Raw genomic sequence first — 25,461 nt, 5'->3', positions numbered from 1 at the left:
ATGTGTAAAGGGCAGTGCGGATGCGATACATACTTCTCGATAAAATCACGGCGCTTGTGCCGCCGCAACTGGCGTCGGGAGTCAAATGCGTGTCGCTGTCGGACGATATTTTTGCCGACCATTTTCCGGGCCATCCCATCATGCCCGGCGCGATGATCATCGAATCGATGGCGCAGCTGGGCGGCGTGCTGGTCGAAGCGAGCATGCGCGAACAAGGCCGCCACGACCTGCATGCGCTGCTGGTCACGGTGGACCGCGCCAAATTCCGGCACCAGGTGCGCGCCGGCGACAAGATGGAACTCGAATGCCACGGCATCGTGGTGCACGAAGATGGCGGCCAGGTGCGTGCCATGGCGCGGGTGGACGGCAAACTGGTCGCCGAGGCCGAACTGGCTTTCGCCTTTGCCCGCGTGACCAATCCCAAGCTGCTGGCGCGGCGCCGCGAGGTGCTCAATATCTGGCTCACCGGTTCGGCCGAGGAACCATGACGCAGCCAAGGGTGTTCGTGCGTGGCGTCGGCGCCATCACGGCATTGGGTGCCAACTGGCCCGCCTCGCTGGAGGCGCTGGCCGCCGGGCGCAGCGCCATCGGGCAGGTGGCCGGCTTCGACGTCACCGGTTTTCCGTCCACGGCCGGCGCCGAAATCGACGGCTTTACCCACACCGGCGACCGCCGCTTGGCGCTGGCCAGGGTCGCCGCGCGCGAAGCGTGGCAGGGCGCGGGCGTCGATGTCGCGCCTGAACGCCTCGGCATCTTCCTCGGCGCGGAATCGGGCCGCGCGCCATTCGCCACCTTGCATGGACTGACCCGTGGCGCCGGCGGCGGGGCGCGCTTCGACCATGCGCAGTTCGGCGTCAAGGCGGCGGCGCTGGTGGCCGAATTCGACGCTTCCATCATTTCGCCGGCCGCCGTCGCCTCGGCGCTCGCGCTCGACTACGGCGCCCACGGCCCGGCGGTGACGATCTCGCTGGCCTGCGCCTCGGGCGCGAGCGCGATTGCCGAAGCGGCGCGGGCGATCCGCCTCGGCGTATGCGATGTTGCCTTGTGCGGTGGCGTGGGCGCCGACGTCGATCCGATGATGCTGGCCGGCTTTGGCCGCGTCGGCGCATTGAGCGCGCGCGGCGTGTCGTGCCCGTTCGACGTGCGGCGCGACGGGTTCGTGGTCGGCGAAGGCGCGGCCATGGTGGTGCTGTCGCGCGAACGCGGGACTGCCACGGTCGAACTGGCCGGCGAAGGCCGCAGCCTCGATGCCCACCACCTGACCGCACCCGACCCGCAGGGGGGCGGCGCCATGCGCGCCATGCACACCGCGCTTGCCGCCGCAGGACTCGATGCGGTCGATTACGTCCAGGCGCACGGCACCTCGACGCCGCTTAACGACGCGGTGGAAGCGCTGGCGCTGCGGCGCGTGCTGGGTGCAAGCCTGGACGCCGCCCACGTCAGTTCGGTCAAAGGTGCGCTCGGCCACTGGATCGCCGGGGCGGGCGCGCTGGGTTTTCTGTGCGCGCATGCGGCGCTGGAGCAGGGCATCGTGCTGCCGACCGCGAACCTGGCCCAACCCGATCCGGCCTGCGCAATCCCGCATGTGCTGGGCAGTGCAATCCGCTCGAACATCAATGCGGCCCTGGTCAACGCGTTTGCCTTCGGCGGCGCCAATTGCAGCCTGGTGGCGAGGCGCTGCGCGTGAGGCAGGTATATATATCCGGCGCGGCGGCCGTCAGCGCATCCGGCTTCGACTGGCGCGGACTGGCCGGCTTCGAGGGGTTTGCCCCCAGCCGCCAGCTTCAGGCGACCCATGGCAGCGTGCTGGCGGCCGAAGTGCCTGCAATTGCGGCTGATATCGATGTCGATGCGCGCGCCCGCAAACTGATGGCGCATCCGGCGCGGCTGGCAGCGGTCGCCCTGCGCCTGGCGCTGAACGACGCGCGCTGGACGGCGCAGCAGCGCGAGCAAGCCGCCCTGTACCTGGGCGTGGGCGCGTCCGGCTGCGCCATGGATGAACTGACGCGCATGCTGGCGGCCAGCATCGTCGATCATGAATTTTCGCTGGAGCGCTTCGGCGGCGCCGGTCTGGCAGCGTGCAATCCGCTGTTCGCATTCCAGCTGATGAACAACTTCACGCTCTGCCACGGTGCGATCCTGAACGGCACTGGTGGCCCCAATGGCGCCTTTTACTCGCGCGGCACGGGCACGGTGGCCGCATTGAGCGAAGCGCACTGGCTGGTCGCCTCGGGCGAATGCGATACGGCGCTGGCCGGCGGCGCTGACTCGGCCCTGCATCCGGTCAGCTGGACCCAACTCGACGCCGCTGGCTACCCCGCACGCGGCTTCGTTCCGGCCGAAGGCGCGGGCCTGCTCGCCTTGTCCGCATCCGCCGATGGCGCGCTGGCGACGCTGGACGCCGTCAGCTTCCACAGCGCGCGCGCCTGGCAGCGCAATCCGGACTTGTCGCTGACCGAAGCGCGCGACGACACCATTGTCCTTATTGCGCCGTGGGGCGCCGAGGTGCGCAATCGGCTTGGACATGGCGAAGCGCTCGACGTCAGCCTGTGCCTCGGCGATGCCCTGGCGGCGGCGCCCGCGCTGGCCTGGTGCGTGGCGCTCGACCTGATACGCCAGTGCCGCTGCCGGCGCGTTATCGTCTTGAACGCCGGTATCGACGGCGGCCTGGGTGTCGCTCATTTCGGGAGCCTGGCATGACGCGCGCGGTGATCACGGGCTTTGGCGCGGTCAGCGCATTCGGGGTCGGTGTGCCCGCCTTGCTCGACGGCCTGGCCGCCGGACGCAGTTGCATCGCCCCGGTCCGTTCCTTCGACGCGTCCGCCTTCGATACCCGCGTAGCCTGCGAAGTGGCCGGGGGTGGCATCGGGCGTGACTGGCTGCGCGCTCATCTCGGCGACCTTGGCCTTGCCGAATCGGTGCTCGACGAGTACGAACGCGCCGGCGCATGGCGCGACCGTAAATGCATGTTCGCCCTGCTGGCCGCCGTCGAAGCGTGGCGCATGGCCGGCTGCGGTAAGGCTGAGGAGGAAGCGGGACTGGTGATGGCGCTTGGACTGGAGCAGGCGTTCCTCGATGATTTTGGCCCGATGTTCAACGGCCAGGCAATCGACTGGGCGGCCGGCGGGCATGACGGCATTCGCTTCCGCTCCGACGTCGACCTCGGCGCGCGCCTGGTCGGCGACGTGTTCGGCCTTCACGGCCAGGTTGTCGTCAACGCCTCCGCCTGCGCCGCCGGTGGCCTGGCGATTGCCCACGCGGCATCGCTGATCGAGCGAGGGGCCGCATCCATCCTGTTGTGCGGCGGCGCCGATTCGATGGTCAATCCGTTCGGCCTTGGCGGCATGTCGCGCCTCGGCGCGCCGTCGCCGCGCAACGACAGCGACGCCTGCCGCCCGTTCGACCTGCGCCGCGACGGCCTGGTCATCGGCGAGGGCGGCGCCATGTTCGTGATCGAATCGGAGCAGCGGGCCGCCCGCCGTGGCGCCCGCGTGCTGGCCCGGGTGCTCGGATATGGCAGCACGCAGGACGCTTACCGCGTCACCGCGCCGCGGCCGGACGGCGCCGCCGCGCAACGGGCAATGGAACTGGCGCTGGCGCGCGCGCGGCTGGCGCCCGCCGGCATCGGCTACATCAACGCGCACGGCACCGGCACGCCGCTCAACGACGTGGCCGAAGCGCGCGCCATCGCCGCCGTTTTCGGCGCCGCAGCGGTGCCTGTGAGCTCGATCAAGGGCGCCATCGGACATTTGATGGCGGCGTCGGGAGCGATCGAAGCGGCCGCCTGCCTGCTCGTATTCGAACGCAATCTGCTGCCGGGAACGGCCAACCACCGCGACCCGGACCCCCAATGCGAGGTTGACGTCATCAAAGCGCCGCGTGCGGCGAAGGTCGACGCGGTACTGAGCAATTCGTTCGGCTTCGGCGGCCAGAACGTGTCCCTGATTCTCGGAAGGCCCGCATGAAGGCGGCACTGACAGGTCGCGCATGGCGCACGCCGCTCGGTTCAGGCATCGACGAGGTCATCGAGCGCCTGCTGGCCGGCGAACGCGCGGCGCAGCCCAACGCGCGCTTCGATGCGCGCAGCTACGCCTGCACGCTGGCCGCCACCATTGGTGCGCCGCCGGCGCCATCGCGCCATGCGCGCTTCCTGCGCCGTATGGGCTTGTACGCGGTGGAAGTGGCGGCCGAGGCGATGGTTGATGCCGGCGTGGCCGGTGGCGACAGGGTAGGGCTGTTCTTCGGCTACGGCGGCCTGCGCGCGCACTGGGACGACCTGATGCCCGCTTTCGAGCATCAGCGGGCCGATGGCGCGGCGGCATGGGAGCGGGGCCTGGCGCTGCTGCATCCGTTCTGGATCTTGCAGCATCTGTCGAACAATGCGCACGCGATCGCCGCGCAGGAACTGGGCGCGCGCGGCGAAGGCGCGACCTACGGCGGCGCCAATGCGGGCGCGCAGGCGCTGGCCGGTGCCATCCGCGCGCTGGCCGCCGGCGCCGTCGATGTGGCGCTGGTGGTGGGCTACGATAGCCTGGTCGAGCCGGAAACGCTGGTCGAACTGGCCGCGCGCGGCTCTTGCGTATCGACCGTGCTGGCGGCGCCGTACGACATCGCCGCGCAGGGCTTCGTACCCGGCGAAGCCGCCGCCGCCCTGGTGTTGCAGCGAAGCGGCCCCGCGCATGCTTTCATCGAAGCGCTTGACGGCGCCGATGGCGAAAAAGGCGAGCCCCAACCGGCGCTGCTGGCGCGCCTTGTGCGCATGCTCGCGCGCCCCGGCGACGCCGTCGATGGCTGCGGCCTGGCGCTGCCGGGATTCGACGCGGCCGAGCGCGAGGTTGTGGCCCGGATCACCGGCGCCCGCGCGCCCCTGTGTTGTATCATGAGCGCCATGGGACAAATCGGCGCCGCCACTTCAGTTGTTCAAGCCATCGCGCTGGCAGAGCTGCTGCAACGCCAGCACTTGCCGCCGGTGGCGCGCTTGCGCGCCGCCGCGCCCGGTCCCTTGCGCCCGATCCTGCGGGCCGAAGCATCCGATCACCGTTCGGCCATCGGCCTCGCCGCCAGCGCGCCGGGCCTTGCCGGGATTGTCCGCGTGGAGCTGCCATGAAAACCGCACTCGTTACCGGCGGCTCGCGCGGCATCGGCGCCGCCATTGTGCTCGCACTGGCGGGCAAGGGCTTTACCGTCATTCTCAATTACCGTAGCGACGATGTCGCCGCCGCCAAGGTGGCCGAACAGGTCGCGGCGCTCGGCGGCGAATGTCATCTCGCGCGAGCCGACGTGTCGGACCCGGCGCAGGTGGGCGCGCTGTTTGCCGACATCGACAGCCGCTTTGGGCAGCTCGATGTCCTTGTCTGCAACGCCGGCGTGCTGCGCGACACGCTGCTTGGCGCCAGCGAGCCGGCCGATTTCGACGATGTCTTTTCGGTGAACATTTCAGGCGTGGTCAATTGCTGCCGCCAGGCCTCGCGCCGCATGGTGTCACGCCGGCGCGGGGTGATCGTCAACATGTCGTCGGTGGCGGCCACCCGTCCGGGCCGTGGCCAGAGCAACTACGCCGCCTCCAAAGGCGCCGTCGAAGCGTTCACCAGGGCGCTTGCGGTCGAACTGGCACCGCGCGGGATTCGCGTCAACGCGGTAGCGCCAGGCGTGATCGAGACCGACATGACGCGCGATATCCGCGCGCTGGCTCAAGAAGAACTGAACAAGCGCATCCTGCTCAAGCGCGTCGGCAGCGCGCAGGAAGTCGCCGCCGTCGTCGCCTTCCTGTGCAGCGACGACGCCAGCTACGTCACGGCGCAGGTATGGAATGTGGATGGAGGATTCAAGGCAGAATGAACGAACAGACCACCCTGGACTGGTTTCTCTCGCGCCGCAGCACGCGCGAATTTACCGATCGCCCGGTCGAGCGCGAAACGATCGAACGCCTGCTGCTGGCCGCCACCAGCGCGCCCTCGGCCAGCAACCGCCAGCCCTGGCAGTTCGCCGTGGTGCGCTCGCGAAGCCTGCGCGCGGCCATCGTTGACGCGGTGCGCGAGCGCGCCGACGAAATGAAGGCGCTGATCGCGCGCGGCCACCACGCCGAGGATTTCGGCAGCTACGGCGACTTTTTCCACGAGCCCTTGATGAGCGCCGCCGTGATCATTATCCCGCAGTACCGCGAATTTCCCGACCTGATCGCCAACCTGCTCGCCTCGGGCGGCGCCGATCCGTCGGCGTACCACACGGCCGGCGCCATGCAGGCCGAACTCTGTTCCACCAGCGCCGCCGTCATGAACCTGCTGCTGCAAGCGCACGCCAGCGGCCTTGGCGGATGCTGGATGGCCGGCCCGATGATTGCGCGCGACCGCATCTGCGCGCTGCTCGGTATCGCCCCGCCGTGGCAGATGGTCGGCGCAATCGCGCTGGGCTACCCGCTTGGCCCCGCACCCGAACAAAAAACCCGCAAACCGCTGGGCCGCGTGGCCCGCTGGTTTGAAGATGAACATACCGACGAGGACGCTAAATGACTACCACCACTCCCCAGGAAATCGAAGACACCGTGCGCGCCATCGTGGCCGAATCGCTGGCCATTCCCGCCAGCGACGTGCCGCCGACGGTCAGCCTGATCGGGGAACTGGGCGCCGAGTCGCTCGACTTTCTCGATATCGTCTTCAAGCTCGAACGCACCTATGGCATCCAGGTCACGCGCGGCGAGCTGGAACGCGCCGCGCGCGGCGACATGTCCGACGACGAATTCGCACCAGGCGGCGTGATTTCGGACGCGGGCCTGGCGCGCCTGCGCGAGCTGATGCCCGAAGTAGCCGACCAGATCAAGCCAGGCCTGCATCCGGGCCAGATTCTCAGCCTGTTCACGGTGCAGACCTTTGTGCACCTGGTCGTCGGCAAACTCGCACAGCGCACCAGCAACGTCGCCTGACGCCATGACACGCTGGATCGGCGGCCCGGTGTTCGACGCCTGCTTCTTTTTCGGAAGCGGCGTCGTCGCGCTGGCGGCGGGCCTGCTGATGCTGGCCGCACCAGCGACCGTGCTGCCCCTGTGGTTCGCCTGGATCTGGCTGGTGGAAGGCCCGCACCTGTGCGCCACCTGGCAGCGCACCTACCTCGACGCCGGTTTTCGGCGCGAGCGTGGCCGCCTGCTGTGGACCAGCCTTGCCTGGCTGCTGCCCGGTCCCATCCTCCTGGGTGCGACCTGGATCAGCGGCCGCCCCGAACCGTTCCTGCTGTTCCTGGGCTTTGTCGCGCTGTGGTCCTTTCACCATGCGGTGCGCCAGCATCACGGCATTTTGTCGGTGTACCAGCGCCTGGGCGAGGCCGACGCCCAGGCGCGCAAGGCCGATACGCGCCTCCTGCACGGCATCTTGTGGGTCGCCTTCGGCCTGCTCGCGCTGGCCCATCCCGCCAACCTGGACCTGGCGGGGCGCGCAGCATGGGGCGCGTATGCCATCGCTGCGGTGGGCGCGCTGCTGGCAGCGGCCATGCTGTTGTGGGCCGCGCTGCTGGTGCGGCGCTGGCATCGCGGCAGCGCGGTGAAGCCCGGCGTGTTCGGCCTTGTGGTCGCGGTGGGCACGACCCTGTTCTCGCTGTTCGCGGTCGGCATGCGCGAACCGCTGCTGGCCAACCCGCTCACCACCGAGCAGGTGTTCATGGCGGCGACCATTGTCGGCGGCACGCTGCACGGCTTGCAGTACATCGGCATCGTGATCGCCACCGAGCGCCGCCGCGTCAAACCTGCGCGGGCGGCGGGGCCGCTGCTGGCGTATGTCCTCATGCTGGCGGCGTCGCTGCTGTACGTGGCCCTGAACGTGGCGCGCGGCGGGGCGCCATTCGGTGCGGCGCCCGGATCGGCATCCGCCCAGGTATTCCTGGCGCTGTACTGGGGCCTGTTCTGCCACCACTTCTGGCTCGACCAGAAAATCTGGCGGCCATCGTCGGATGCGCGCCTGCGCGCCGAACTCGGACTGGGAACCGCATGAAGCAAAGCGAACATCCAGTCTCGCAAACCTACGCGAAGTACATCAATCCCTCCTTCATCCAGTTGCTTGGGGTGCTCGGCTACGGACGCGTGTTCGTGCGCGCCAGCGGCGTCTGGCTGTGGGACAGCGAGGGGCGGCGCTACCTCGATTGCCTGGCCGGTTTCGGCTCTGTCAACCTGGGCCACAACCATCCGGCACTGATCGCCCGCCTGCACCAGCTGCTTGACGAACAGGTACTGCACTTTTGCCACACCGGGCCGGCCGCCGGTGCGGCGGCGCTGGCCGAGGCGCTGGCCAAGCGTCTGGCGGCACCGCTGGAAATCAGCCTGTTCGCCAGCAGCGGGGCGGAAGCGGTGGAGGCGGGCCTCAAGCTGGCGCGCGCCGCCACCGGCCGCAGCGACTTTGTTTCGTGCGACGGCGGCTTTCACGGCACCACGCTCGGCACTTTGTCGGTGATGGGCGCCGAACGCCTGCGCCAGCCTTTCGAGCCGCTGCTGGCCGGCTGCCATCGCGTTCCGTTCGGCGACCTCGATGCGCTCGACCGCGCTCTCAAGGCCCACAAGCCGGCCGCCTTCCTGGTCGAGCCGCTGCAGGCGGAAGGCGGCGTGATCCTGCCGCCGCCCGGCTACCTGCGCGCGGCGCAAGAGCTATGCCGCGCGCGCGGCACGCTGCTCGTGCTCGACGAGATCCAGACCGGCCTTGGCCGCACCGGCACGCTGTTCGCGCACGAGGCGGAAGACTGTGTGCCCGATGTGCTGTGCCTGGCCAAGGCATTGTCGGGCGGCTTGGCCGCCATTTCGGTGGCGGTGACCTCGCGCGCACTGTTCGACAAGGCCTACGGCGGCGCCGGGCGCTTCGATCTGCACAGCTCCACCTACCAGGGTAACGCGTTCGCTTGCGCCGCCGCTCTCAGGACCCTGGAGCTGATCGACGAAGAAGATCTGGTCGCGCGCAGTGCGCAGCAAGGCGCGCGCCTGCTGGACGGCTTGCGCGCACGCCTGCGCGGGCACCCACTGGTGAAGGAAGTGCGCGGGCGCGGGCTGCTGGTCGGGATCGAGTTCGGCCCCACCGGCAGTTCCTGGCTCGACAAGCTGGCGCCGTCGCTGGTGGACAAGGTTTCGGAAGGCATGTTCGGCCAGTGGGTCGCGGTCCGGCTGCTGGAAGCGGGCATCCTGGCGCAACCCGCGTCGTCGCGCTGGAACGTGCTGCGGCTCGAACCGCCTTTGAGCATCGCCGACGAGGACATCGATGCGGTGGTGGACGCGGTCGGCGCGATTCTTGACGACTATCGCTCAATCGCGCCCATCGTGGCGGATGTGACGCGCCGCGCAGGCGCGCAATGGAGGAGTGGATGGCAATTCTGAAAGGCCCGGGCCTGCTCGCCCGCACCAGCCGCGACCTGCGCTTCATGGGCGGCATTTTGCGCCGCCATCCGTTCCAGGTGCTGGTGCAGGTGACCAACCGCTGCAACATGCGCTGCTCGTTCTGCGGCTTCTGGCCCAACGGCGTCGCTCCGCGCCTTGAATTGACCGTGGCCGACTACCAGCGCGTGGCGGCCGAACTGGCGCGGATCGGCACCTTCCTGGTGTCGGTCGAAGGGGGCGAACCGCTGCTGCGGCCCGACATCATCGAGATCGTGCGCGCCTTCGGCAAGCGCCATGCTCCGGTCCTCTATACCAACGGCTGGTTTGTCGACGACGCCAAGGCGCAGGGGCTGTTCGCGGCCGGGGTGGCGCAGGTCGGCGTGTCGATCGACTTTGCCGATGCGGCGCGCCACGACCGGAAACGCCGGCTTGACGGCGCCTTCGATCAGGCCTGGCGCTCCGTGGACACCTTGCTGGCGCACGCGCCCCACGGCGGCGCCCAGGTGCATGTGATGACGATCCTGATGAAGGAAAACCAGGACGACATCGAAAAACTGCTGCAAATGAGCGCGGCGCGCGGCGTCGGCCACTGCGTCACCTTGCTCTCGACCGACGGTTTCAGGCGCGGCAAGAGCGGCGAAGACGAGCTGCCGGACGTCTCGCTCAGCGCCAGGATGCTCGACCTGTGGCAGCGCTACCCGCACTTGCGCACCTTCCGTGACTACCTCGAACGCATGGACGCCTTTGTCGAACGCGGCCCCATGCCGGCCTGCCATGCGGGCGAGCAGTCATTCAATATCGACCATCTCGGTAACGTCTCGCCCTGCATCGAGCGCATCGATTCGGTGGTCGGCAACGTGCGCGACGAAGCGCTGGCGCCGATCGTCGGCCGCATGCGGGGCCTCGATTCGGTGGCGCGCTGCCAGGACTGCTGGACCCTGTGCCGCGGCTTTACCCAGGCGCTGGGGCAGGGCTCGACCCTGCGTTCGCTGTCGGACCTCTCCACGCGCATGCGCTCCCAATGAACCATGAAACGGATTACCCTGTGACTGACTCCGACACCTCCGCGCCGCCATTGCGGCTGGCGGGAAAACGCTGCCTGGTGACCGGCGGCTCGCGCAACCTGGGCCGCGCCATCTGCCTGGCCTTCGCCGCCGCCGGCGCGCGCGTGGCATTCACCTACGTCAAGGACGATGAGCAGGTCGAAGTCACCCGCGGCCTGCTGCGCGAGCTGGGCGCCGAGCCGCTGGTGTTCAAGGGATCGGTTACCGACGCGGCCCACGCCCGCAGCACCGTCAACGCCATCGTCGCCGAATGGGAGGGGCTCGACATCCTCGTCAACAACGCCGGCGTCATGCAGGTGCTGCCGATCGCCTTGCTGGAAGAAGACGACTGGGACCTGGTGCTCGATACCTGCCTGAAAGGCGCGTACATCTTTTCGCGCGCCGCCCTGCGGCCCATGCTGCGGGCCAAGAAAGGGAGCATCCTCAATATCGGCTCGATTGCCGGGGAGCGGATCGTCGAGGCGCCCGTGCATTACGCGGCGGCCAAGGCCGGCCTGCAGGGCTTCACCCGCGCGCTGGCCAAGGAGGTGGGGCGCTACGGGATCGCCGTCAATGACCTGTCGGCCGGCCTGCTGGAAGCGGGCATGGGCCAGCAGGCGCCCCAGTACCGGCTGGACGACTACACCACGCACTGCCCGCTGGGGCGCACCGCCACGCTCGAAGAAACCGCCGCTTTCGTCACCTGGCTGGTATCGGACGAGAACAGCTTCATGAGCGGCGCGCGCCTGACCTTCGACGGAGGCCTGTGATGGACCCGCTCCTGCACGAGGGCTACGACGGTTTTCGCGCTTTCGTCAATCCGCTGGTGTCGATGCGCGCGCGCCTGAGCAGCGAACCTTATCTGCTCGAGCGGGTGGAGCACGGCCACCTGATCGACAGCGACGGCAAACCGTACATCGACCTGCTGGCCGGCTGGGGCACGCAGGCGTTCGGCCATCGTCCGGCGGCCATCGAGGCGGCGCTGATGAACTTCCTCAATAGCCGCGCGCCGTCGTTCTATCCGTCCGGCATCAGCCCCTACGCTGGTTTACTGGCCAGCCGGTTGTATCAACGGACCGGCTACGACGCGGCGTTTTTCGCCAGCGGCGGCACCGAGGCTGTGGAGGCGGCGCTCAAGCTGGTGCGCGGCGCCACCGGCAGGCCGCGCATCGCCTGCGTCCAGGGCGCCTACCACGGCTGCACCTTCGGCAGCGTGGCGATGATGCAGGCCGGCCCGTACCGCGACATTTTCGGTCCGCACTTGCCGATGGTCGACGCGCTGCCGTTCGGCGACATGGAGGCGCTCGACAACGCACTGGCCGATCCGTCGCTCGCCGCCATCGTGCTCGAACCGATCCAGGTCGAAGCCGGCGTGCGCCTGCCTGACGCGGCGTATCTGGCGCGCCTGTGCCACGGCACGGGTGAGCGGGGCGTGCTGCTGGTGGCCGACGAAATCCAGACCGGCCTCGGACGCACCGGACGCTTTTTGTCGAGCGAGGACTGGCCGCGCCGGCCCGACGTCATCACCCTCGGCAAAGCGCTGGGCGGCGGCTTGATGCCGCTGTCGGTGATGCTCACGCGGCGCCCGATTTTTGACGGCGTGTACGGCAAGTTCGCGCTGGCCGAGGCGCATGCGTCCACCTTCAGCGGCAACGCGCTCGCTTGCGTGGCCGGACTGGCGGCGCTCGACCTGCTCGATGATGCCATGCTGGCCGATGTGGAACGCAAGGGCCGCCTGCTGCGCGAGGCCCTGGAAGAATTCGTCCTGCCCTCGCCACTGGTCAAGGCGATCCGCGGCGACGGCCTGATGCTGGGCATCGAGCTGGAAGCCCCGGATCATCCCTGCTACCAGTTCGACTACCTCGGCGTGCCCGAACTGGCGGCGCAGCCGGCCATCGGCATGCTGCTGGTGCACCGGCTGTACAAGGCCGGCTACATCTCGCAGATTTGCGGCCACGCGTGGCAGGTGCTGCGCGTGCAGCCATCGTTGACGATTTCCGACGACGAACTGCTGGCCTGCGCGCACGCGCTGCGCGAGGCGCTCGACTTCCTGTGGGACCTTCAATGAAACGCGTACTTGTACTGGGCGGCAGCGGCGCCCTCGGCTCGGCCCTGCTGCGCGAACTGAAACGCAGCGGCGCCGACGTGGCCTTCACCTACTGCCGCCGCACGGAGCTTGCCGCCGCCCTCGGCGACGAACTCGGATTCCCGGCCTACGCGGCCGATTTCGGGCAGGCCGACGCGGTGGACGTGCTGTTCGATGCGCTCGCGCGCGACGACCGCCTGCCGGACGTGGTGATTCACTGCGCCGGCGTGGCGCCGATCGCCTCGGTCGGCGCGCTGACGGCGGCGTCGTGGGACGCGGTGCATGCGGTGCACGGCCGCGCCGCGCTTCTGTGCGCGCAGCAGATGGAGCGGCGCGGCCTGCGCGGTGCGCTGGTGCTGGTCGCCGCCCTCGATGGCTTGCAGCCGGTGCCCGCGCCCGCGCACTACGCAGCCAGCCAGGCCGCCATGTGGGGCCTGACCATGGCGCTGGCCAAGGAGCTCGGCCCCAAGGGCATCCTGGTCAACCTGGCGGTGGTGGGCGTGCTCGATGGCGGCATTGCGCAAGCGCTCGACCCGAAGCTGCGCGAATCGTACCGGCGCTACTCCGCGCTCGGCCGCACCGGCACCTGCCTGGAGGCCGCGCGCGGCCTGCGCTGGCTCGCGCTCGAAAACACTTACCTGAACGGCGCCCAGTTCCCGCTTACGGGCGGGCTGGGATGAAGCGTGCCGGCGGCGTCTGCATGATGCTGTTGCTGGCCATCCTTGCGGTGCAAAAGACGCAGGATGGGCTGGCGCCGGAGCTTTTATGGATGTGCCACGTCACCAGCGCCATGCTGGCACTGGGACTGATCGCCAATGCCGCGCCGCTGATTGTCACCGGTTTCCTGTGCCAGGGCGCCATCGCCTTGCCGGCCTACGTGCTGCATGTGGCGGCCGGTGGGCATACCTCGGCCGCCTCGTTCCTGCTGCATGCATCGGCGCCGGTGCTGGGGGCGCTGGCCTGGCGCGGCAAGCGCATGCCGGCGGCCATTCCATGGGTAGCGCTGGCGATCTACCAGCTGCTCATTGCACTCAGCCAGGCGTTCACACCCGAGAGTATGAACGTCAACCTGGCGTTTCGCCCGTGGGACCCGCTGGCGGGCTTACTTCCATCAGGCTGGCCGGTACGGGTGCTGAATATGGCGCTGATGCTGGCGCAATTGCAGGCGGCGCGCTGGCTCTGGAATCGCACCGTGCGAAGCACCGCTAGCTGAAGACCTTGGGCAGCTTCCACGCGCCCGCGCGCCGGAACTCGCGCGCCAGCACCACCGCCCCGGGAACGGCCACCAAGTACCAGCACAGGACGCGCAAGGTCACCGCGACGGCCATGCCCTGCGGCGTGAGCGCGGGATCGAGCATGTAGCTGGTCGCCACCTCGGCCACGCCGATCGCGCCCGGCACCGGCGCCAGGTAGGCGATCATCAGGCTGGTCGAGAAGATGGTCAGCGCTTGCAGCCAGGTCAGCGCAAAGCCGAAGTGGGTCGCCAGCAGCGACCCGATCGCCACGTAGGTCAGCAAAAAAATCACCGACGCCAGGTGGCACACCAGGTGCTGCACGTCGGTCGACTTGCCGATGGCCGATATGGCATGCGCGCTCTGGCCGACGCCGAGCAGGGCCTTTTGCCACAGGCCGCCATCCTTCATGCTGCCGGCGCGCCGTTCGGTCCAGCGCATCACCGGTCCCGGAAAGAACGCCATCAGCGCAAGCAGCAGCGCAATGCCCAAGAGCGGCGCGGTGAGCAGCGGCAGGCCGACCTGCAAGGGCGCCGGCAGCGCAATCGCGTGGCCGAAGGTAAGGGTGACGCACGACACCAGGCAAATCCACAAGGTCATGTAGATGCTCTTGCTGACCGAGGCCGCCAGCGCATGCGGCATTGGCACGCCCTGGCGTCCGAGCACGAACATCATGGCGGGTGTGTGCAGTTCGGCGCTGGGCGTGATGCTGGTGACGAAGTAGCTGACGCAAGTCAGGCGCAGGCCTTGCGCAAAGCGTAGCGGATGGCCGAGCACCGCGAGCATGCTGCGCAGGCGGATCCAGTCCAGCATATAGAACAGGCAGGACAGGGCGGCAAGGCCCAGCCACAGGGGCAGTGGAATGGTGCCGATCAGAGCCAGCACGCCGCCCAGGCTGGCGCCGCTGGCATGCGAGAAAAAGCGCGCGGTCAGGTAGACGGTCAGCGCGAACAGCACGGCGAACAGGATTTTTTTCAAGAGGGTCGGGTCGCGTCGATGAAGGTAAGGTAGACAGCTGCCAAGTGGCCGGCGGCAGTTGGGATGATCTGTTCGGCCTGGGCGGCGAATTCGCTGCGCGTGAGCGAGCGGCGCAGGCCAAGGCGCTTGAGCAGGCGCCCCCAGTGGTGGTTGGTGCGGTCCGGCGCGAAGCGTTGCGTGAAGGCGGCCAGGCCGGCGGCGGCGACATGCGCGCTGGCATAATGGCGCGGCACGTCGAAGGGCAGGGCCGCGAGCGTCGCGCCATTGGCTTCGACATACCATTCGTAGCCGTCGGTCAGGTGCGCCACGCGGCTGGCGTGGACCGGGCAGGCCATGTCGATCACCAGGTGCGAGGCCATCCCCAGCTGCACGAAGGCGCGCGCGTGCTGGCCGGCGCGCCATGCGGCCACTGCGCGGTCGACATATTCCTGCGCCCTGGCCGGAGCGCTGGCCGTCAGGAAGGGAATGAAGCCGCCAGCGAGTTGGCGGCCGGCGAAGTGGCTGAGCGACCAGTGCTCCCAGATCTGTTTGCGGCGCGGCAGCCAGCTGACGTCTTCGCGGATCGCACCCAGCACCAGCGCGTCGTGGAAGCGGTTGAACCACGCGTCATCGAGCTTGCGCACGGCCAGGCCGATCACCAGCTGCAAGCCGTTGTATCTCACTGGTCGACTGCCGCCTGGTAGCGCGCCAGCAGGGCAAGCAGCTCGTCATACCGGCGCTGGCCGCCGTGGTCCTGGCAAAACTGTGCGATGTGTGCGAGGAACAGCGGAATGGCTTCCTCGGGCAGGTCGAGCGCGCGCAGGATGTCGTGCCGGTCGTTCATGCGACGGTCAGCCTGCCGCTGCCCAGGGTGGCTACCGGTGCGCCCGGCGCCACCGAAAAGCGCGTGTCGCGGTCGCGGTACAGGATGTTGTAGGCGCAGGAAGGCACGTTGCGTCCGTCCGGCTCGCGGATGCCCACGCAGCACTGGCGTATGCGGTCTGTGTCGAAGGTTTCTTCATCCATGTGCGAGTGCACGTAGATCGCTTTCGAACTTTGCTCGCCGATGCGCATGCGCTGTTCGGTCGACAGGCCGGGTGCGAACATGCGCGCCAGCAGGCCCTTGAGGGTGGCCAGGATCATGTCGCTGTCGGGGCTCTCCATCTCGCCGGCCCACAGGCGCGTGATCACGTCCTGCAGGCGCAGCTCCACCTGCGGCGTTGGCTCCAGGTACAGGGTGCCGGTCAGCAGGGCGCGCAGGTCGGCGCGTTCCATGAAGCGGGTGAACGGCAGCCAGCGGCCGTCGTCCAGGCGCAGCATGTAGGTGATCAGGTAGCACATCGGATGGCTCGACGGCGACGGCACGAAGTCGCTGATGCGCAGCGCGCCGGCGGTCTGCTGTTCCAGGTCGGCCAGCACGTCGTAGGTGGTATAGCGGCCGCGCCGGTCGAAGCGCGAGCCGCCCTGGCCGGTGAAGGTCATCGTGTGCAGTTCGACGCTGCGGATGAAGTCCTTTTCGAGCGCCAGCCTCACGAACGCGCCCACTTCATGGTCGTTGCTGCCGCGCGCCAGCACCGGCAGCAGGGTGGTGTCGACCTTGTACTTTTCGAGCAGGGCCAGTACCCGCATTTTCGCCTGGTAGAAATTCCCGCCCAACATGTCGATATTCGTCCCCGGCGTGAACGAGTCGAACGACAGCACGATGCGCGCGTCCAGCGCCGCAAGCCGTTCGAGCAGCCATTCATCCTTGAGAAAGCGCAGGCCGTGGGTCGAGATGGTGATGCGGTTGATGCCTTCGGCGTGGCACAGCTCCACCAGCCGCTCGAAATCGGGATGCTGGGTCGGCTCGCCGCCGGTCAGGTTGATCATGCGGTTGCTCGGGTCGGCCCGCCGCATGTGCCCGAGGATGGCGCGCAGCTGGTCCTGCGACATGTGGAACGCGCCTTCGTTGCGGTTATGCGTGTAGCAGATCGGGCAATCGAGATTGCAGGCCGAGGTGATCGGCACGATCGGCAGCAGGACCTGTTGTTCGTGGCTGGTGCAGGGGCCGCAGTCGAACGGGCAGCCCTGGCTGGCCGGCGCCGCGCCGGAGGGCGGCGTGAGGATCGGGGCCTCGTTCATCGTGGCGTCGTACCACGCGGCGTTGGACGAGACGATGACTTCTTCGGAGCCGTGCTGCGGGCAGCGCTTGCGCATGACCACGCGGCCCTCGCTGCGCCAGATGGTAGCGTCGACGCTGCGTTTGCAGGTCGAACACAGGCTTGTCGTTGCACGTACCAGTTCGTCGCTCATTGAGATCCACTTGGCAAATACCGGACCAAGCCGGCGGTGTGCTGTGATTGTAATGGCAACGCTGTCAATCGCAAAGCGGCGATCGCGGAAGGTTTACTCCTTGGGCGCCTTCTTGCGCGCCAGTGCGCGGCTTTCCTGCTTGAGCTCTTGCGATACCGGGCACACCGCCTGCATGAACGAGGCCAGCGTATTGGCCAGGTTGTCGCCCTGAAGGCGGTAAAACACGAACTGCCCGCGCTTGTCGCTGGCGATCAGGCCTGCCGATTCGAGAATGCGCAGATGCTTCGACAGCGACGGCTTGGTCATCTCGAAGCGCGCCGCGATGTCGCCCGCCGACAGCTCGGTTTCGGACAGATACGCCAGGATTTTGCGGCGCGGCGCCGAGGCCAGGGCGGCGAAGATTTGATCCATGATGTGCGGTGCGCCTGCTGGACGATAAAGCGTCATGATACACCATGCTTTCCTAATTAGATAATTAGCTAGTTAGCTAAATGTGGTGCGCAATGGCCGCACCGACCCACTTTGCGATTGCGAGAACGCCATGCAAACTCCCGAGCCGGCGGCCCCCGAGGCTGTCGTCTACTACAACAGCGCCTGCCCCGTGTGCGACGCCGGCGTGCGCGGCCAGCGCGAACGCATGCAGGGCTGCGCCATCGAGTGGCGCGATGTGCACGCCGAACCGGAGCTGGCGGCGCAACTGGGCATCGCTCTCGAAGCGCTGCGCGAACGCCTGCATGTACGCCACGCCAGCGGGCGCATGCTGGTGGGCGACCAGGCTTTTGCCGCGCTGTGGGCACTCACGCCAGGGCAGCGTTGGCTGGCGCGCCTGGTGCGCTCGCTGCACTGGCTGGCGGGGCCGCTGTACAAGGTTGTCGCGCGCCTGCTGTATCGGTGGAACCGCTGGCGCGGCAACTGGTAATCCCTTTTACACATCACTTCACGGACCACGACCATGCACACTCCGACTTCCGAGCTTCACCCGAACGCCGACCCGGCCGAACTGGCCCGCTTCAACAGCCTCGCCACGCGCTGGTGGGACGAGCAGTCCGAGTTCAAGCCACTGCACCGCATCAACCCGCACCGGCTGGACTGGATCGATTCGCTGTGCTCCCTGGCGGGCAAGCAGGTGCTCGATGTCGGCTGCGGCGGCGGCATCCTGGCCGAATCGATGGCGCGCCGCGGCGCCGGCGTCACCGGCATCGACCTGGCCGACAAGCCCTTGCAGATCGCACGCTGGCACGCACAGGGCCAGGAGGTCGATGTGAACTACGCCTACAGCAGCGCCGAAGCATGGGCGGACGGGCACGCGGCGCAGTACGATGTGGTCACCTGCATGGAGATGCTGGAGCACGTGCCGCAGCCGGCGGCGGTGATCGCCGCTTGCGCCGCCATGGTCAAGCCGGGCGGCTGGGTGTTCTTTTCGACGATCAACCGCAACGCGCTCAGTTATCTGCTGGCGATCGTCGGCGTGGAATATGTACTGCGCATCCTGCCGGTCGGCACGCATCAATACAGCCGCCTGATCAAACCGGCGGAACTGGCCGGCATGGCACGCAGCGCCGGCCTGGCATTGGCCGATCAGCGTGGCCTCGGCTACAACCCGCTGACGCAGCGCTTTCGCCTGCACCGGTTCATGGGCGTGGGTTATCTGCTTGCCATGCAAAAGGCCGCATGAGCTTTCATTGCGCCAGAAGCGGGTGTTCTTCCAGGGCCGCTAAAAAATCCAGGTTCCTGTTGCGTGCTATCCGTTTGTTGCGGGCGTACGGCGCCAGGGCGGCTTCGACATCCTCGCAGCCATTCCGGATCAGGCAGATGGCGATGATCGGCAGCGGGTACGCGTAATGATCCGGATAGGCGACAACGTCCTCGATCAAACCTTCGCTCACGGCCAGCAGGCGCTCCATCTTCGGAATATGCCATGTGGCCAGGCGACCGACGATCTCGCCGCAGGTCCGGTCGATATCCATGCCGTCGTGCACCCGCACCACGCCGCCGATATCCGGGCTGAATTCCTTGCGTTCTTCCGACAGAGAATTGAAGCTCATGGTGGCGCGAGTGAGCAGATTGCTGTCGTGGGCCAGCGCCAGGCCGGCCAGTACCTCGTGCACGACGCCGCCGGCGACCTCGCACGCCACATACACGCCGCCGGCGTTGCGCAGATAGTCGAAGGTCAGATCGCCGAGATGCTGTTTCGTGGCCTTGTCCAGTAACTTGATACCGTTTTTGAGTGGCTTGAGCAGCACGATGTCGGAACTCGCTTCGCCGAGCCGCGCAGCCAGCGCCGCCTTGAATTGCAGTTTGGTGTTATTCAATGAAGTGCCATTCCTTGAAGTAAGAAGAGTTCATCGTCATGCTACCGCACGCGTGCCAGTAGTATGGCGTGACCGGCCGGTATGTACATCGGCGCTGTTTGCCCGCATACTCGGTAGTTGGACAAGACTATTCTAGCGAGCGACGATGGTACATTCGGAAAATCTTCACGCGCCCCCTGAGCCGGTTGTACCGGGCCGGGTCAGTGCGCGCCTGCGCAGCTTGTCGACCGCGCTTGCGGCCCTCTTCGCGCTCCACTTTCTGCTGTTGCTCGTGGCTGTGGCGCTCAATCCAGTCTACTATTTTACGCTGGCCAGCAAGAGCCTTGTTTCGTGCCTCTTTTTGGCGACCACTGTAATTGCATGCATCCAGATGTATAGCGGCGCAATCATGCTCGGCATGGGGCGCGTGCGCGGGCGCTTGCAAATGGTCTTCATCGCCGGATTTAGTGGCCTGTTGATATCGGCTGCAACCTGGTTGCTCGACTACGGTCCGGCCATGCTGGGCATCAGCGGCCTTGCGCTGACGGCGGCGGGCGCATGGCTGGCGCGCGTGTCGCAGCGGGAGCTGGCCGAGAGTGGCCTCCTTTAGACGTAAGCATCAAGGCGTTACGCCGAACAGCGCGCGCAGGTCTTCCGATGCGTCGTGGCGGCACTCGGCTGCGATGTGCGCGGGCAGGCAGTCCCATTCCAGCAGCAGCTCGACAGCCTGGCGGCGGCAAATGCTGCATGGGTTGGTACGATAGACCCATTGCGCCACCCCGGCCAGCGCGGGCGACCTGACGCTGGTGCAGACGTCGATTGCGCTGCTTGCGAGGGCGTGCGCATCGTCGCCATCGACCGGCTGGCGTTCCAGGGCGGCCAGGATCAGCGTTTCGTCGCCTGGCTGGAAGCTGTTTTTGAATAGCTCGATTTCCTCGGAAAATTCGCTCGAAAAGCCCGGATCGCCAAGACGTGCACGTCCCAGTTCGCGCACGCGCGCATCGCTCAGGTTCGATAGCGCCCTCACTGCCGCATTGCGCACGTCGATCGCACTGTGGCTGGCTAGTTCCCATACGTGTTCGTCGAGGTACGGCAGTGTCGCCCGTCTGAATATCCAAAGCAGCTTCTCTGCTACTTTGGGATCGGGTTCAACGCGCAGATGGTCGAGGATGCGGGTCAAGTCCTCCTCGCCTGCCCAGCGGCCAAACTGCAGAAAAAGCCCACGTCCGGTCGACTTGCGTGCGGCGGCAGCGAGGATTGTGTCGCACAGGTTCTGGCTCATGAACTCCTCGCCGCGCCGCTTGGTGCGCGCAGCCTCGCTTTCGGGCGACCGGTCGTGCGCGGCGTCCCTCGCGATCCGTGCTTCCTCCCTGGCGACGTAGGCGGCGACTGCCTCATCGCCGGCGGCCACGCGTTTCAGTTCGGCGAACACGTCGTCGAAGGGGAGTGCGTCGTCGGTCAAGCGATCCACGGTATCGACCCAGGCATCGGGGTCTTGCTGGACGACTTTCCCCAGGCGCCGGGCCATCTCGACCACGGCTGGAATGCCATCGAGCGCGCAAAGAGCGGCGGCGCCGAGAACGCTGTCGGCTGAAAAAGTCTGCGCCCAGACGAAGCTGCGCAGCGCGGATGCGGCCTCAAGGTCGCCGTCGCGGCCCATCAGGCTGGCCAGTTCGCGCAGCTGATCGGCATCGCGGTCATCCGTGCTGTTGGCCAGCGCCGCCAGGATCGGCCCGACGAACCGGTGGTAGGCGGGCGTCCCCTTGAACAGGCTGTACATCCAGCCGGCGCGGCTGCCCTCGCACTGGCGGTCGAAGCAGCGGTCTTCGATACATGCGGCCAGCACCAGATCCTCGACATCGTCCATGCCGTGCTCGCGCACGTGCATCACGACGGCGCCGCGTCCATGTTTGAGCGCAGCGGCGAACGCCTCGCGGGAGAGTTTGGTCGGTTGAATGGGTGACTCCAAAATGATCAACAGGCGAGCGTGCATTGTAAGCGACACTGCGCGGTCGGTAACGCGCGTGTCAGGGTATCTTGTGCATCAGCGCTCGTAGCTGATCCGAGGCGTCGTAGCGGCATTCGGCCGCAATGTGCGCGGGCAGGCAGTCCCATTCCAGCAGCATCTCGACGGCATGGAGACGGCAAATGGTACACGGACAGGTACGGTAAACCCATAGCGCCACCCCGGCCAGCACTGGCGACCTGGCTTCGGTGCATAGCTGGACGGCGGAGTAGCCAAGGTCGTAGGCTTCGGCGTCGTCGTCGACCGGCTGGCGTTCCAGCGCGGCCAGGATCAGGGTTTCGTCACCCGGGCCGTAATTGCGGTCGAACAGCGCAAGTTCCCCTGCAGATTCGCTCGAGAAGGCAGGGTCGCAAACGCGCTGGCGCGCCAGTTCGCGCAGACGCGGATCGCTGAGACGGGAGATCACCACTTCCGCCGCGTCGCGGACCCCGCGCTCGCTGTGGCTTGCCAGTTCCCAGATACGGTCGTCCAGGTGCGTCAGCTCCGCCCTGTAAAACACGTTCAGTAATTTTTCGCACGCATCCGGGTCGCGTTCCACCCGCAGACGTTCGAGCACACGGTCCAGGTCATCCTGGCACGCCAAGGCCCCGAACTTCCGAAACTGGTACTGTTGGCTGGACTTGCAGGAGGCTGCCGCCAGGATGGCCTCAATCGGGTTGTTGCGCATGAATCTCCGGGCGCGTATCTGCGCACCCGCAGCACGCGCCGCATGCGCGTTGTCGTACCGGGCGAATCGCGCATAGTCGCGCTCCTGCTCGGCGACGTAGGCCGCGATTGCCTCGTCGCCGGCCGCAAGCCCGCTTAGTTGGCTCATCACGGTGTCGAAGACGAGGGCTTTGTCGATCAGCAATCCCAGCATTTCGACACACGCATCGGCGTCTTGCCGGATGACCGTTCCGAGGCGCCGCGCCATCTCGACCACGGCAGGCATGCCATCGATTGCTGTGAGCTCCGAGGCGCCGATAATGTACAGACCGGAGAAGTCTTGCGACCACACGAAGCTGCGCAGTGCGTCCGCAGCCTGCGCGTCGCCATCGCGGGCCATCAGTCCTGCCAGTGCGCGCAGGTGGTCGCCATCAGTATCACGCAGGCTGTGGGGGATCGCCGCCACGATCGCGTCCGCGAAGCGAGGGTAGGCCGGCGCGCCTTTGAACAGGCTGTACATCCAGGGGGCGCGGCTGCCCTCGCACTGGCTGTCCAGGCACTGTTCCGCGAGACAGGCGGCCAGCACCAGATCCTCGACATCGTCCATGCCGTGATCGCGCAGGTGCATCACGACCGAGCCGCGTCCATGCCTGAGGGCGGTGGCGAACGCCTCGCGCGCGAGTCTGGTCGATTGAATAGGTCACTCCACAAAGTTCAACATGCGTGCGCTCATTGTAAGCCACGCTCGCGCGGCGCGACCTTTGGTAGCGCCAGGCGGCACCTGAGCGGAACCGGTTGGCCGCCGTCCCCGGTGCAGCAATAATCGTCAGGTCGCCTTCCTTGAGAGCCTGCCATGAACCATTCCAACGACTTCCCGTTAGTGAACGATGTTCACTCCGGCCTGAACGCCACCCGCGTGGCCGATATCATCGCTCCGCGCAATGTGGCCGGCATCGGCGCGGCGATCGCCCACGCCGCCGAGCACAATCTGGCGGTCGCCATCTGCGGCGCGCGCCATGCGATGGGCGGCCAGCAGTTCGGCGAAGCGGCCCTGCTGCTCGACATGCGGCACATGAACCGCGTGCTCGCTTTCGACGATGTCAATGGCCTGATCGAAGTCGAGGGCGGCATGCAGTGGCCGGCGCTGATCGACTATCTGCACGCCGCGCCGCGCTCGACCGCCCGGCGCTGGAGCATTCGCCAGAAGCAGACCGGCGCCGACGCGCTCACCCTGGGCGGCTGCCTGTCGGCCAACGTGCATGGACGCGGCCTGCGCATGGCGCCCTTCATCGCCGACGTCGAGGCGTTCAAACTGGTCGACGCCCAGGGCACGCTGCACAGTTGCAGCCGCCAGCGCAATCCGCTGTTGTTCAACCTGGCCATCGGCGGCTATGGCCTGTTCGGCGTGATCGCCAGCGTCACCCTGCGCCTGGCCCCACTGCGCAAGATGCGGCGCGACGTCAGCGTGATCGGGCTCGATGACTTGCCTGCCGCCTTTCAGGAGCGCATCGATGCCGGCTATGTCTACGGCGACTTTCAGTTCGCCATCGACCCGGCCAGCAGCGACTTCCTGCAGCGCGGCGTGTTCTCGTGCTATCTGCCGGTGGACGATGCGGCACCGATCGACGCGAGCGGCAAGGAATTGTCGGAACAGGACTGGCGTGGCCTGCTGGAACTGGCCCACACCCACAAGACGGACGCCTTTGCGCAATACGCCGCGCACTACCTGTCTACCGATGGCCAGGTGGCCTGGAGCGACCGGCTCCAGCAAAGCATCTACCCGGACGGCTACCACCGCGCCATCGACCACAAGCTGGGACACTGCGGTTCGGAGATGATCGGTGAACTGTACGTGCCGCGCGAGCGCCTGTGCGACTTCATGCGCGCGGCGGCGGCGGACTTTCGCCAGCATGGCGTGGACCTGATCTACGGCACCATCCGCCTGATCGAAGCGGACCGCGAAAGCTTCCTGCCATGGGCGCGCCAGAACTACGCCTGCGTCATCTTCAACCTGCACACGGCGCATACCGCGCACGGCATTGAAGCGACCAACGAGGCCTTCCGGCGTCTGATCGACCTGGCCATTGCGCGCGGCGGCAGCTACTACCTGACCTACGCGGCAGCGGCCAGCCTGCACCAGGTGCAGGCCTGCCATCCGGCCTTCGGCGAATTCTTGGAATGGAAAAGGCGTCTCGACCCGCAGCAGCGATTCCAGAGTAACTGGTACCGCCACTACCGCGACCTGTGGGCCGCGGCGGGTGAGACGCCGCAAGCCCTTGCTTAATAACGAGGGGTAGGAGCAGGAGCAGGGCAGGCGCCGTAGTTGACCGACTGCTTCGACGGATAAGCGGCGACCGGACCGACCTTATTGGTCGTGTCGGTAATGCTCAGGTCCTTCCAGCTCACGCTTTGCAGCAACAGTTTCATCGGACCCGGGCAGGGGTTCTGCTTTGCTTTTGGCACTTTGAGCGTAATGCAGGCCGACACGGTACCGTACTTGTCGGGCGAATAGCTGGCCTTGGCGGTCACGTTTTCCTTGATCGACGTATATTGGCCTTTCGGGCAATTGCCACCAGGGTTAAGGCAGGCGTACGAGGCCGTCGCCGTGCCTTTGGCGAGATAATCGACCTGCTTGTCCTTCTTCAGTCCAGTTTCTTTGAAGCAAATTTTCACGTCGCCGGTTTTTGGATCGATCGCCGACGTGACTTTTCCGGAGAATTGCGGCCCGGAGGGCTGGTGTCCGTATGAGGCCTGGGCCGTTCCGGCTGCGCAGAAAAGCGCTGCGCATGCTGCCAGCGTGCCGGCGTACTGTTTGAGTGATAAATTCATGATAATGCCCCTTAAAAGTCCTGCTGTGATTACTGCTTGCTGCTACCTCGCGCAGACGTTTCTGCCGACCAATCGGTCGGTCAGGGCGTTGATGCGCACTCTCAGGGTAGGCCGCTGGGACAGGGGAACTTTGTGCGGACGCAGATATTCCGGTTGATTCAGGCGAGCGAAAGCGCAGTAGTCGGGCTGCCTATTTCATATAGACACCGCCACAGACGACCACATCGTCGTGCGGCTGGCAATACATGGCTTTTGGTTCGGTTTTCTTGCTGACGGGATTGGTGAATTTGTATTCCTGCCAGAACGGTGCTTTCCTGCGCGCCAGTTCGAGCCGTTCGCGCACGAATTCCTTGCCGTCCACATCCTTGATGTCCATGAGGTTACGGTTGACCATCTTCAGATTGGCGCCGTGCGCGCGCACCACGCCGTCGGTTCCGTACACCGTGATGTAGAGGTCGCGGTCGGTGAACGGGCCATCCTTGCGGTTGACTTCGGCGTAGCTCTTTTCCTTGCCGTTGGCCTTGATGTAGGCAACGGTCTTGTTCACCATTGCCTCGGCCTCGGCTTTGGTAACGAACGCGTCGGCGGCCGCGCCAGCGGGCAAGGTCAAGGCACAGAGTAGGGTCAGCGGCAATAGCGTGCGTGCACGCAAGGCTTGAACGATGTACATTGAAGCTCCTTGGAAAGAGCGCCCGGGTGGCGCAAGGTCCACGCTAGCAC

General features: G+C 66.9%; 29 protein-coding genes. 19 read left to right on the top strand and 10 right to left on the bottom strand.

The window, feature by feature from the left end:
* Nucleotides 1-20: 20 nt before the first annotated feature.
* From F2P45_RS01820 to F2P45_RS01750, 15 genes are read left to right on the top strand one after another with little or no spacing between them, the layout of a single operon-like run.
* On the top strand, nt 21-488 hold the full coding sequence (locus F2P45_RS01820) for a 3-hydroxyacyl-ACP dehydratase FabZ family protein (protein WP_166870061.1): 468 nt from the start codon (nt 21-23) through the stop codon (nt 486-488).
* Entirely contained in the window at nt 485-1,687 is a 1,203-nt protein-coding gene (locus F2P45_RS01815; protein ID WP_166870060.1) for a beta-ketoacyl-[acyl-carrier-protein] synthase family protein, read from the top strand. The genes F2P45_RS01820 and F2P45_RS01815 overlap by 4 nt, the downstream gene beginning before the upstream one ends.
* Nucleotides 1,684-2,700 (top strand): beta-ketoacyl synthase N-terminal-like domain-containing protein, encoded by a 1,017-nt coding sequence (locus F2P45_RS01810; RefSeq protein WP_166870059.1) that lies wholly within the window; start codon nt 1,684-1,686, stop codon nt 2,698-2,700. The genes F2P45_RS01815 and F2P45_RS01810 overlap by 4 nt, the downstream gene beginning before the upstream one ends.
* Nucleotides 2,697-3,965 (top strand): beta-ketoacyl-[acyl-carrier-protein] synthase family protein, encoded by a 1,269-nt coding sequence (locus F2P45_RS01805; RefSeq protein WP_166870058.1) that lies wholly within the window; start codon nt 2,697-2,699, stop codon nt 3,963-3,965. Before F2P45_RS01810 ends, F2P45_RS01805 begins: the two co-directional genes overlap by 4 nt.
* Nucleotides 3,962-5,107, top strand: coding sequence for a beta-ketoacyl synthase N-terminal-like domain-containing protein (locus tag F2P45_RS01800; protein ID WP_166870057.1), 1,146 nt, complete (start codon nt 3,962-3,964; stop codon nt 5,105-5,107). The genes F2P45_RS01805 and F2P45_RS01800 overlap by 4 nt, the downstream gene beginning before the upstream one ends.
* Nucleotides 5,104-5,838 carry an SDR family NAD(P)-dependent oxidoreductase gene (locus tag F2P45_RS01795; protein ID WP_166870056.1) on the top strand — a complete coding sequence of 245 codons (735 nt, stop codon included), beginning with the start codon at nt 5,104-5,106 and terminating at the stop codon, nt 5,836-5,838. The genes F2P45_RS01800 and F2P45_RS01795 overlap by 4 nt, the downstream gene beginning before the upstream one ends.
* Nucleotides 5,835-6,509: a nitroreductase family protein gene (locus F2P45_RS01790; protein WP_166870055.1), complete on the top strand. Its 675-nt coding sequence runs from the start codon at nt 5,835-5,837 to the stop codon at nt 6,507-6,509. The genes F2P45_RS01795 and F2P45_RS01790 overlap by 4 nt, the downstream gene beginning before the upstream one ends.
* Nucleotides 6,506-6,919: an acyl carrier protein gene (locus F2P45_RS01785; RefSeq protein WP_166870054.1), complete on the top strand. Its 414-nt coding sequence runs from the start codon at nt 6,506-6,508 to the stop codon at nt 6,917-6,919. The genes F2P45_RS01790 and F2P45_RS01785 overlap by 4 nt, the downstream gene beginning before the upstream one ends.
* A gap of 4 nt (nt 6,920-6,923) precedes the next feature.
* A complete protein-coding gene (locus F2P45_RS01780) occupies nt 6,924-7,976 on the top strand; it encodes a hypothetical protein (RefSeq protein WP_166870053.1) in 1,053 nt (350 codons plus the stop codon).
* A complete protein-coding gene (locus F2P45_RS01775; RefSeq protein ID WP_166870052.1) occupies nt 7,973-9,340 on the top strand; it encodes an aspartate aminotransferase family protein in 1,368 nt (455 codons plus the stop codon). The genes F2P45_RS01780 and F2P45_RS01775 overlap by 4 nt, the downstream gene beginning before the upstream one ends.
* The gene (locus F2P45_RS01770) at nt 9,328-10,365 is read left to right on the top strand and encodes a radical SAM/SPASM domain-containing protein (protein WP_166870051.1); all 1,038 of its coding nucleotides are present in this window, start codon (nt 9,328-9,330) and stop codon (nt 10,363-10,365) included. Before F2P45_RS01775 ends, F2P45_RS01770 begins: the two co-directional genes overlap by 13 nt.
* Before the next feature lie 20 nt (nt 10,366-10,385).
* Nucleotides 10,386-11,153: an SDR family NAD(P)-dependent oxidoreductase gene (locus F2P45_RS01765; protein ID WP_166870050.1), complete on the top strand. Its 768-nt coding sequence runs from the start codon at nt 10,386-10,388 to the stop codon at nt 11,151-11,153.
* Entirely contained in the window at nt 11,153-12,451 is a 1,299-nt protein-coding gene (locus F2P45_RS01760; protein WP_166870049.1) for an aspartate aminotransferase family protein, read from the top strand. The genes F2P45_RS01765 and F2P45_RS01760 overlap by 1 nt, the downstream gene beginning before the upstream one ends.
* Nucleotides 12,448-13,149: an SDR family NAD(P)-dependent oxidoreductase gene (locus F2P45_RS01755; RefSeq protein WP_166870048.1), complete on the top strand. Its 702-nt coding sequence runs from the start codon at nt 12,448-12,450 to the stop codon at nt 13,147-13,149. Before F2P45_RS01760 ends, F2P45_RS01755 begins: the two co-directional genes overlap by 4 nt.
* Nucleotides 13,146-13,682 (top strand): hypothetical protein, encoded by a 537-nt coding sequence (locus tag F2P45_RS01750; protein WP_223164656.1) that lies wholly within the window; start codon nt 13,146-13,148, stop codon nt 13,680-13,682. Before F2P45_RS01755 ends, F2P45_RS01750 begins: the two co-directional genes overlap by 4 nt.
* Here the strand turns inward: F2P45_RS01750 and F2P45_RS01745 are convergent.
* The 5 genes from F2P45_RS01745 to F2P45_RS01725 all read right to left on the bottom strand — a co-directional run bounded on the left by F2P45_RS01745 (nt 13,675) and on the right by F2P45_RS01725 (nt 17,361).
* Nucleotides 13,675-14,679 (bottom strand): lysylphosphatidylglycerol synthase transmembrane domain-containing protein, encoded by a 1,005-nt coding sequence (locus F2P45_RS01745; protein ID WP_166870046.1) that lies wholly within the window; start codon nt 14,677-14,679, stop codon nt 13,675-13,677. The genes F2P45_RS01750 and F2P45_RS01745 overlap by 8 nt on opposite strands.
* A complete protein-coding gene (locus F2P45_RS01740) occupies nt 14,676-15,341 on the bottom strand; it encodes a zinc dependent phospholipase C family protein (RefSeq protein ID WP_166870045.1) in 666 nt (221 codons plus the stop codon). The genes F2P45_RS01745 and F2P45_RS01740 overlap by 4 nt, the downstream gene beginning before the upstream one ends.
* Entirely contained in the window at nt 15,338-15,502 is a 165-nt protein-coding gene (locus tag F2P45_RS01735) for a hypothetical protein (protein ID WP_166870044.1), read from the bottom strand. Before F2P45_RS01735 ends, F2P45_RS01740 begins: the two co-directional genes overlap by 4 nt.
* Nucleotides 15,499-16,950, bottom strand: a complete 1,452-nt coding sequence (locus F2P45_RS01730) for a radical SAM protein (RefSeq protein ID WP_166870043.1) — start codon at nt 16,948-16,950, stop codon at nt 15,499-15,501. Before F2P45_RS01730 ends, F2P45_RS01735 begins: the two co-directional genes overlap by 4 nt.
* Before the next feature lie 93 nt (nt 16,951-17,043).
* Complete coding sequence (locus F2P45_RS01725) at nt 17,044-17,361, bottom strand: metalloregulator ArsR/SmtB family transcription factor (protein WP_166870042.1); 318 nt, start codon at nt 17,359-17,361, stop codon at nt 17,044-17,046.
* Between the two features lie 130 nt (nt 17,362-17,491).
* On the opposite strand from F2P45_RS01725, the gene F2P45_RS01720 reads away from it, so the two are divergent.
* Nucleotides 17,492-17,869 carry a thiol-disulfide oxidoreductase DCC family protein gene (locus F2P45_RS01720; protein ID WP_166870041.1) on the top strand — a complete coding sequence of 126 codons (378 nt, stop codon included), beginning with the start codon at nt 17,492-17,494 and terminating at the stop codon, nt 17,867-17,869.
* A gap of 33 nt (nt 17,870-17,902) precedes the next feature.
* Complete coding sequence (ubiG, locus tag F2P45_RS01715) at nt 17,903-18,625, top strand: bifunctional 2-polyprenyl-6-hydroxyphenol methylase/3-demethylubiquinol 3-O-methyltransferase UbiG (protein ID WP_166870040.1); 723 nt, start codon at nt 17,903-17,905, stop codon at nt 18,623-18,625.
* A gap of 4 nt (nt 18,626-18,629) precedes the next feature.
* Here the strand turns inward: ubiG and F2P45_RS01710 are convergent, their stop codons facing one another.
* Nucleotides 18,630-19,262: a hypothetical protein gene (locus F2P45_RS01710; protein WP_166870039.1), complete on the bottom strand. Its 633-nt coding sequence runs from the start codon at nt 19,260-19,262 to the stop codon at nt 18,630-18,632.
* 145 nt (nt 19,263-19,407) lie between these two features.
* Between F2P45_RS01710 and F2P45_RS01705 the strand changes: the two genes are divergently transcribed.
* Nucleotides 19,408-19,851 carry a hypothetical protein gene (locus F2P45_RS01705; protein WP_166870038.1) on the top strand — a complete coding sequence of 148 codons (444 nt, stop codon included), beginning with the start codon at nt 19,408-19,410 and terminating at the stop codon, nt 19,849-19,851.
* A gap of 9 nt (nt 19,852-19,860) precedes the next feature.
* Here F2P45_RS01705 and F2P45_RS01700 read toward each other — a convergent pair whose 3' ends face one another.
* A complete protein-coding gene (locus tag F2P45_RS01700) occupies nt 19,861-21,219 on the bottom strand; it encodes a hypothetical protein (protein ID WP_166870037.1) in 1,359 nt (452 codons plus the stop codon).
* A gap of 49 nt (nt 21,220-21,268) precedes the next feature.
* Nucleotides 21,269-22,543, bottom strand: coding sequence for a hypothetical protein (locus tag F2P45_RS01695; RefSeq protein WP_166870036.1), 1,275 nt, complete (start codon nt 22,541-22,543; stop codon nt 21,269-21,271).
* Between the two features lie 222 nt (nt 22,544-22,765).
* Between F2P45_RS01695 and F2P45_RS01690 the strand changes: the two genes are divergently transcribed.
* A complete protein-coding gene (locus tag F2P45_RS01690) occupies nt 22,766-24,196 on the top strand; it encodes an FAD-binding oxidoreductase (RefSeq protein WP_166870035.1) in 1,431 nt (476 codons plus the stop codon).
* Here the strand turns inward: F2P45_RS01690 and F2P45_RS01685 are convergent.
* Together F2P45_RS01685 and F2P45_RS01680 are read right to left on the bottom strand one after the other, a co-directional pair.
* Nucleotides 24,193-24,741 (bottom strand): hypothetical protein, encoded by a 549-nt coding sequence (locus F2P45_RS01685; protein WP_166870034.1) that lies wholly within the window; start codon nt 24,739-24,741, stop codon nt 24,193-24,195. The genes F2P45_RS01690 and F2P45_RS01685 overlap by 4 nt on opposite strands.
* Before the next feature lie 190 nt (nt 24,742-24,931).
* Entirely contained in the window at nt 24,932-25,411 is a 480-nt protein-coding gene (locus tag F2P45_RS01680) for a cache domain-containing protein (RefSeq protein ID WP_166870033.1), read from the bottom strand.
* Nucleotides 25,412-25,461: the final 50 nt, after the last annotated feature.

Source organism: Massilia mucilaginosa (assembly GCF_011682145.1).
Lineage (GTDB): Bacteria > Pseudomonadota > Gammaproteobacteria > Burkholderiales > Burkholderiaceae_D > Telluria_A > Telluria_A mucilaginosa.
This window is presented reverse-complemented; position numbering and strand designations above follow the sequence as displayed.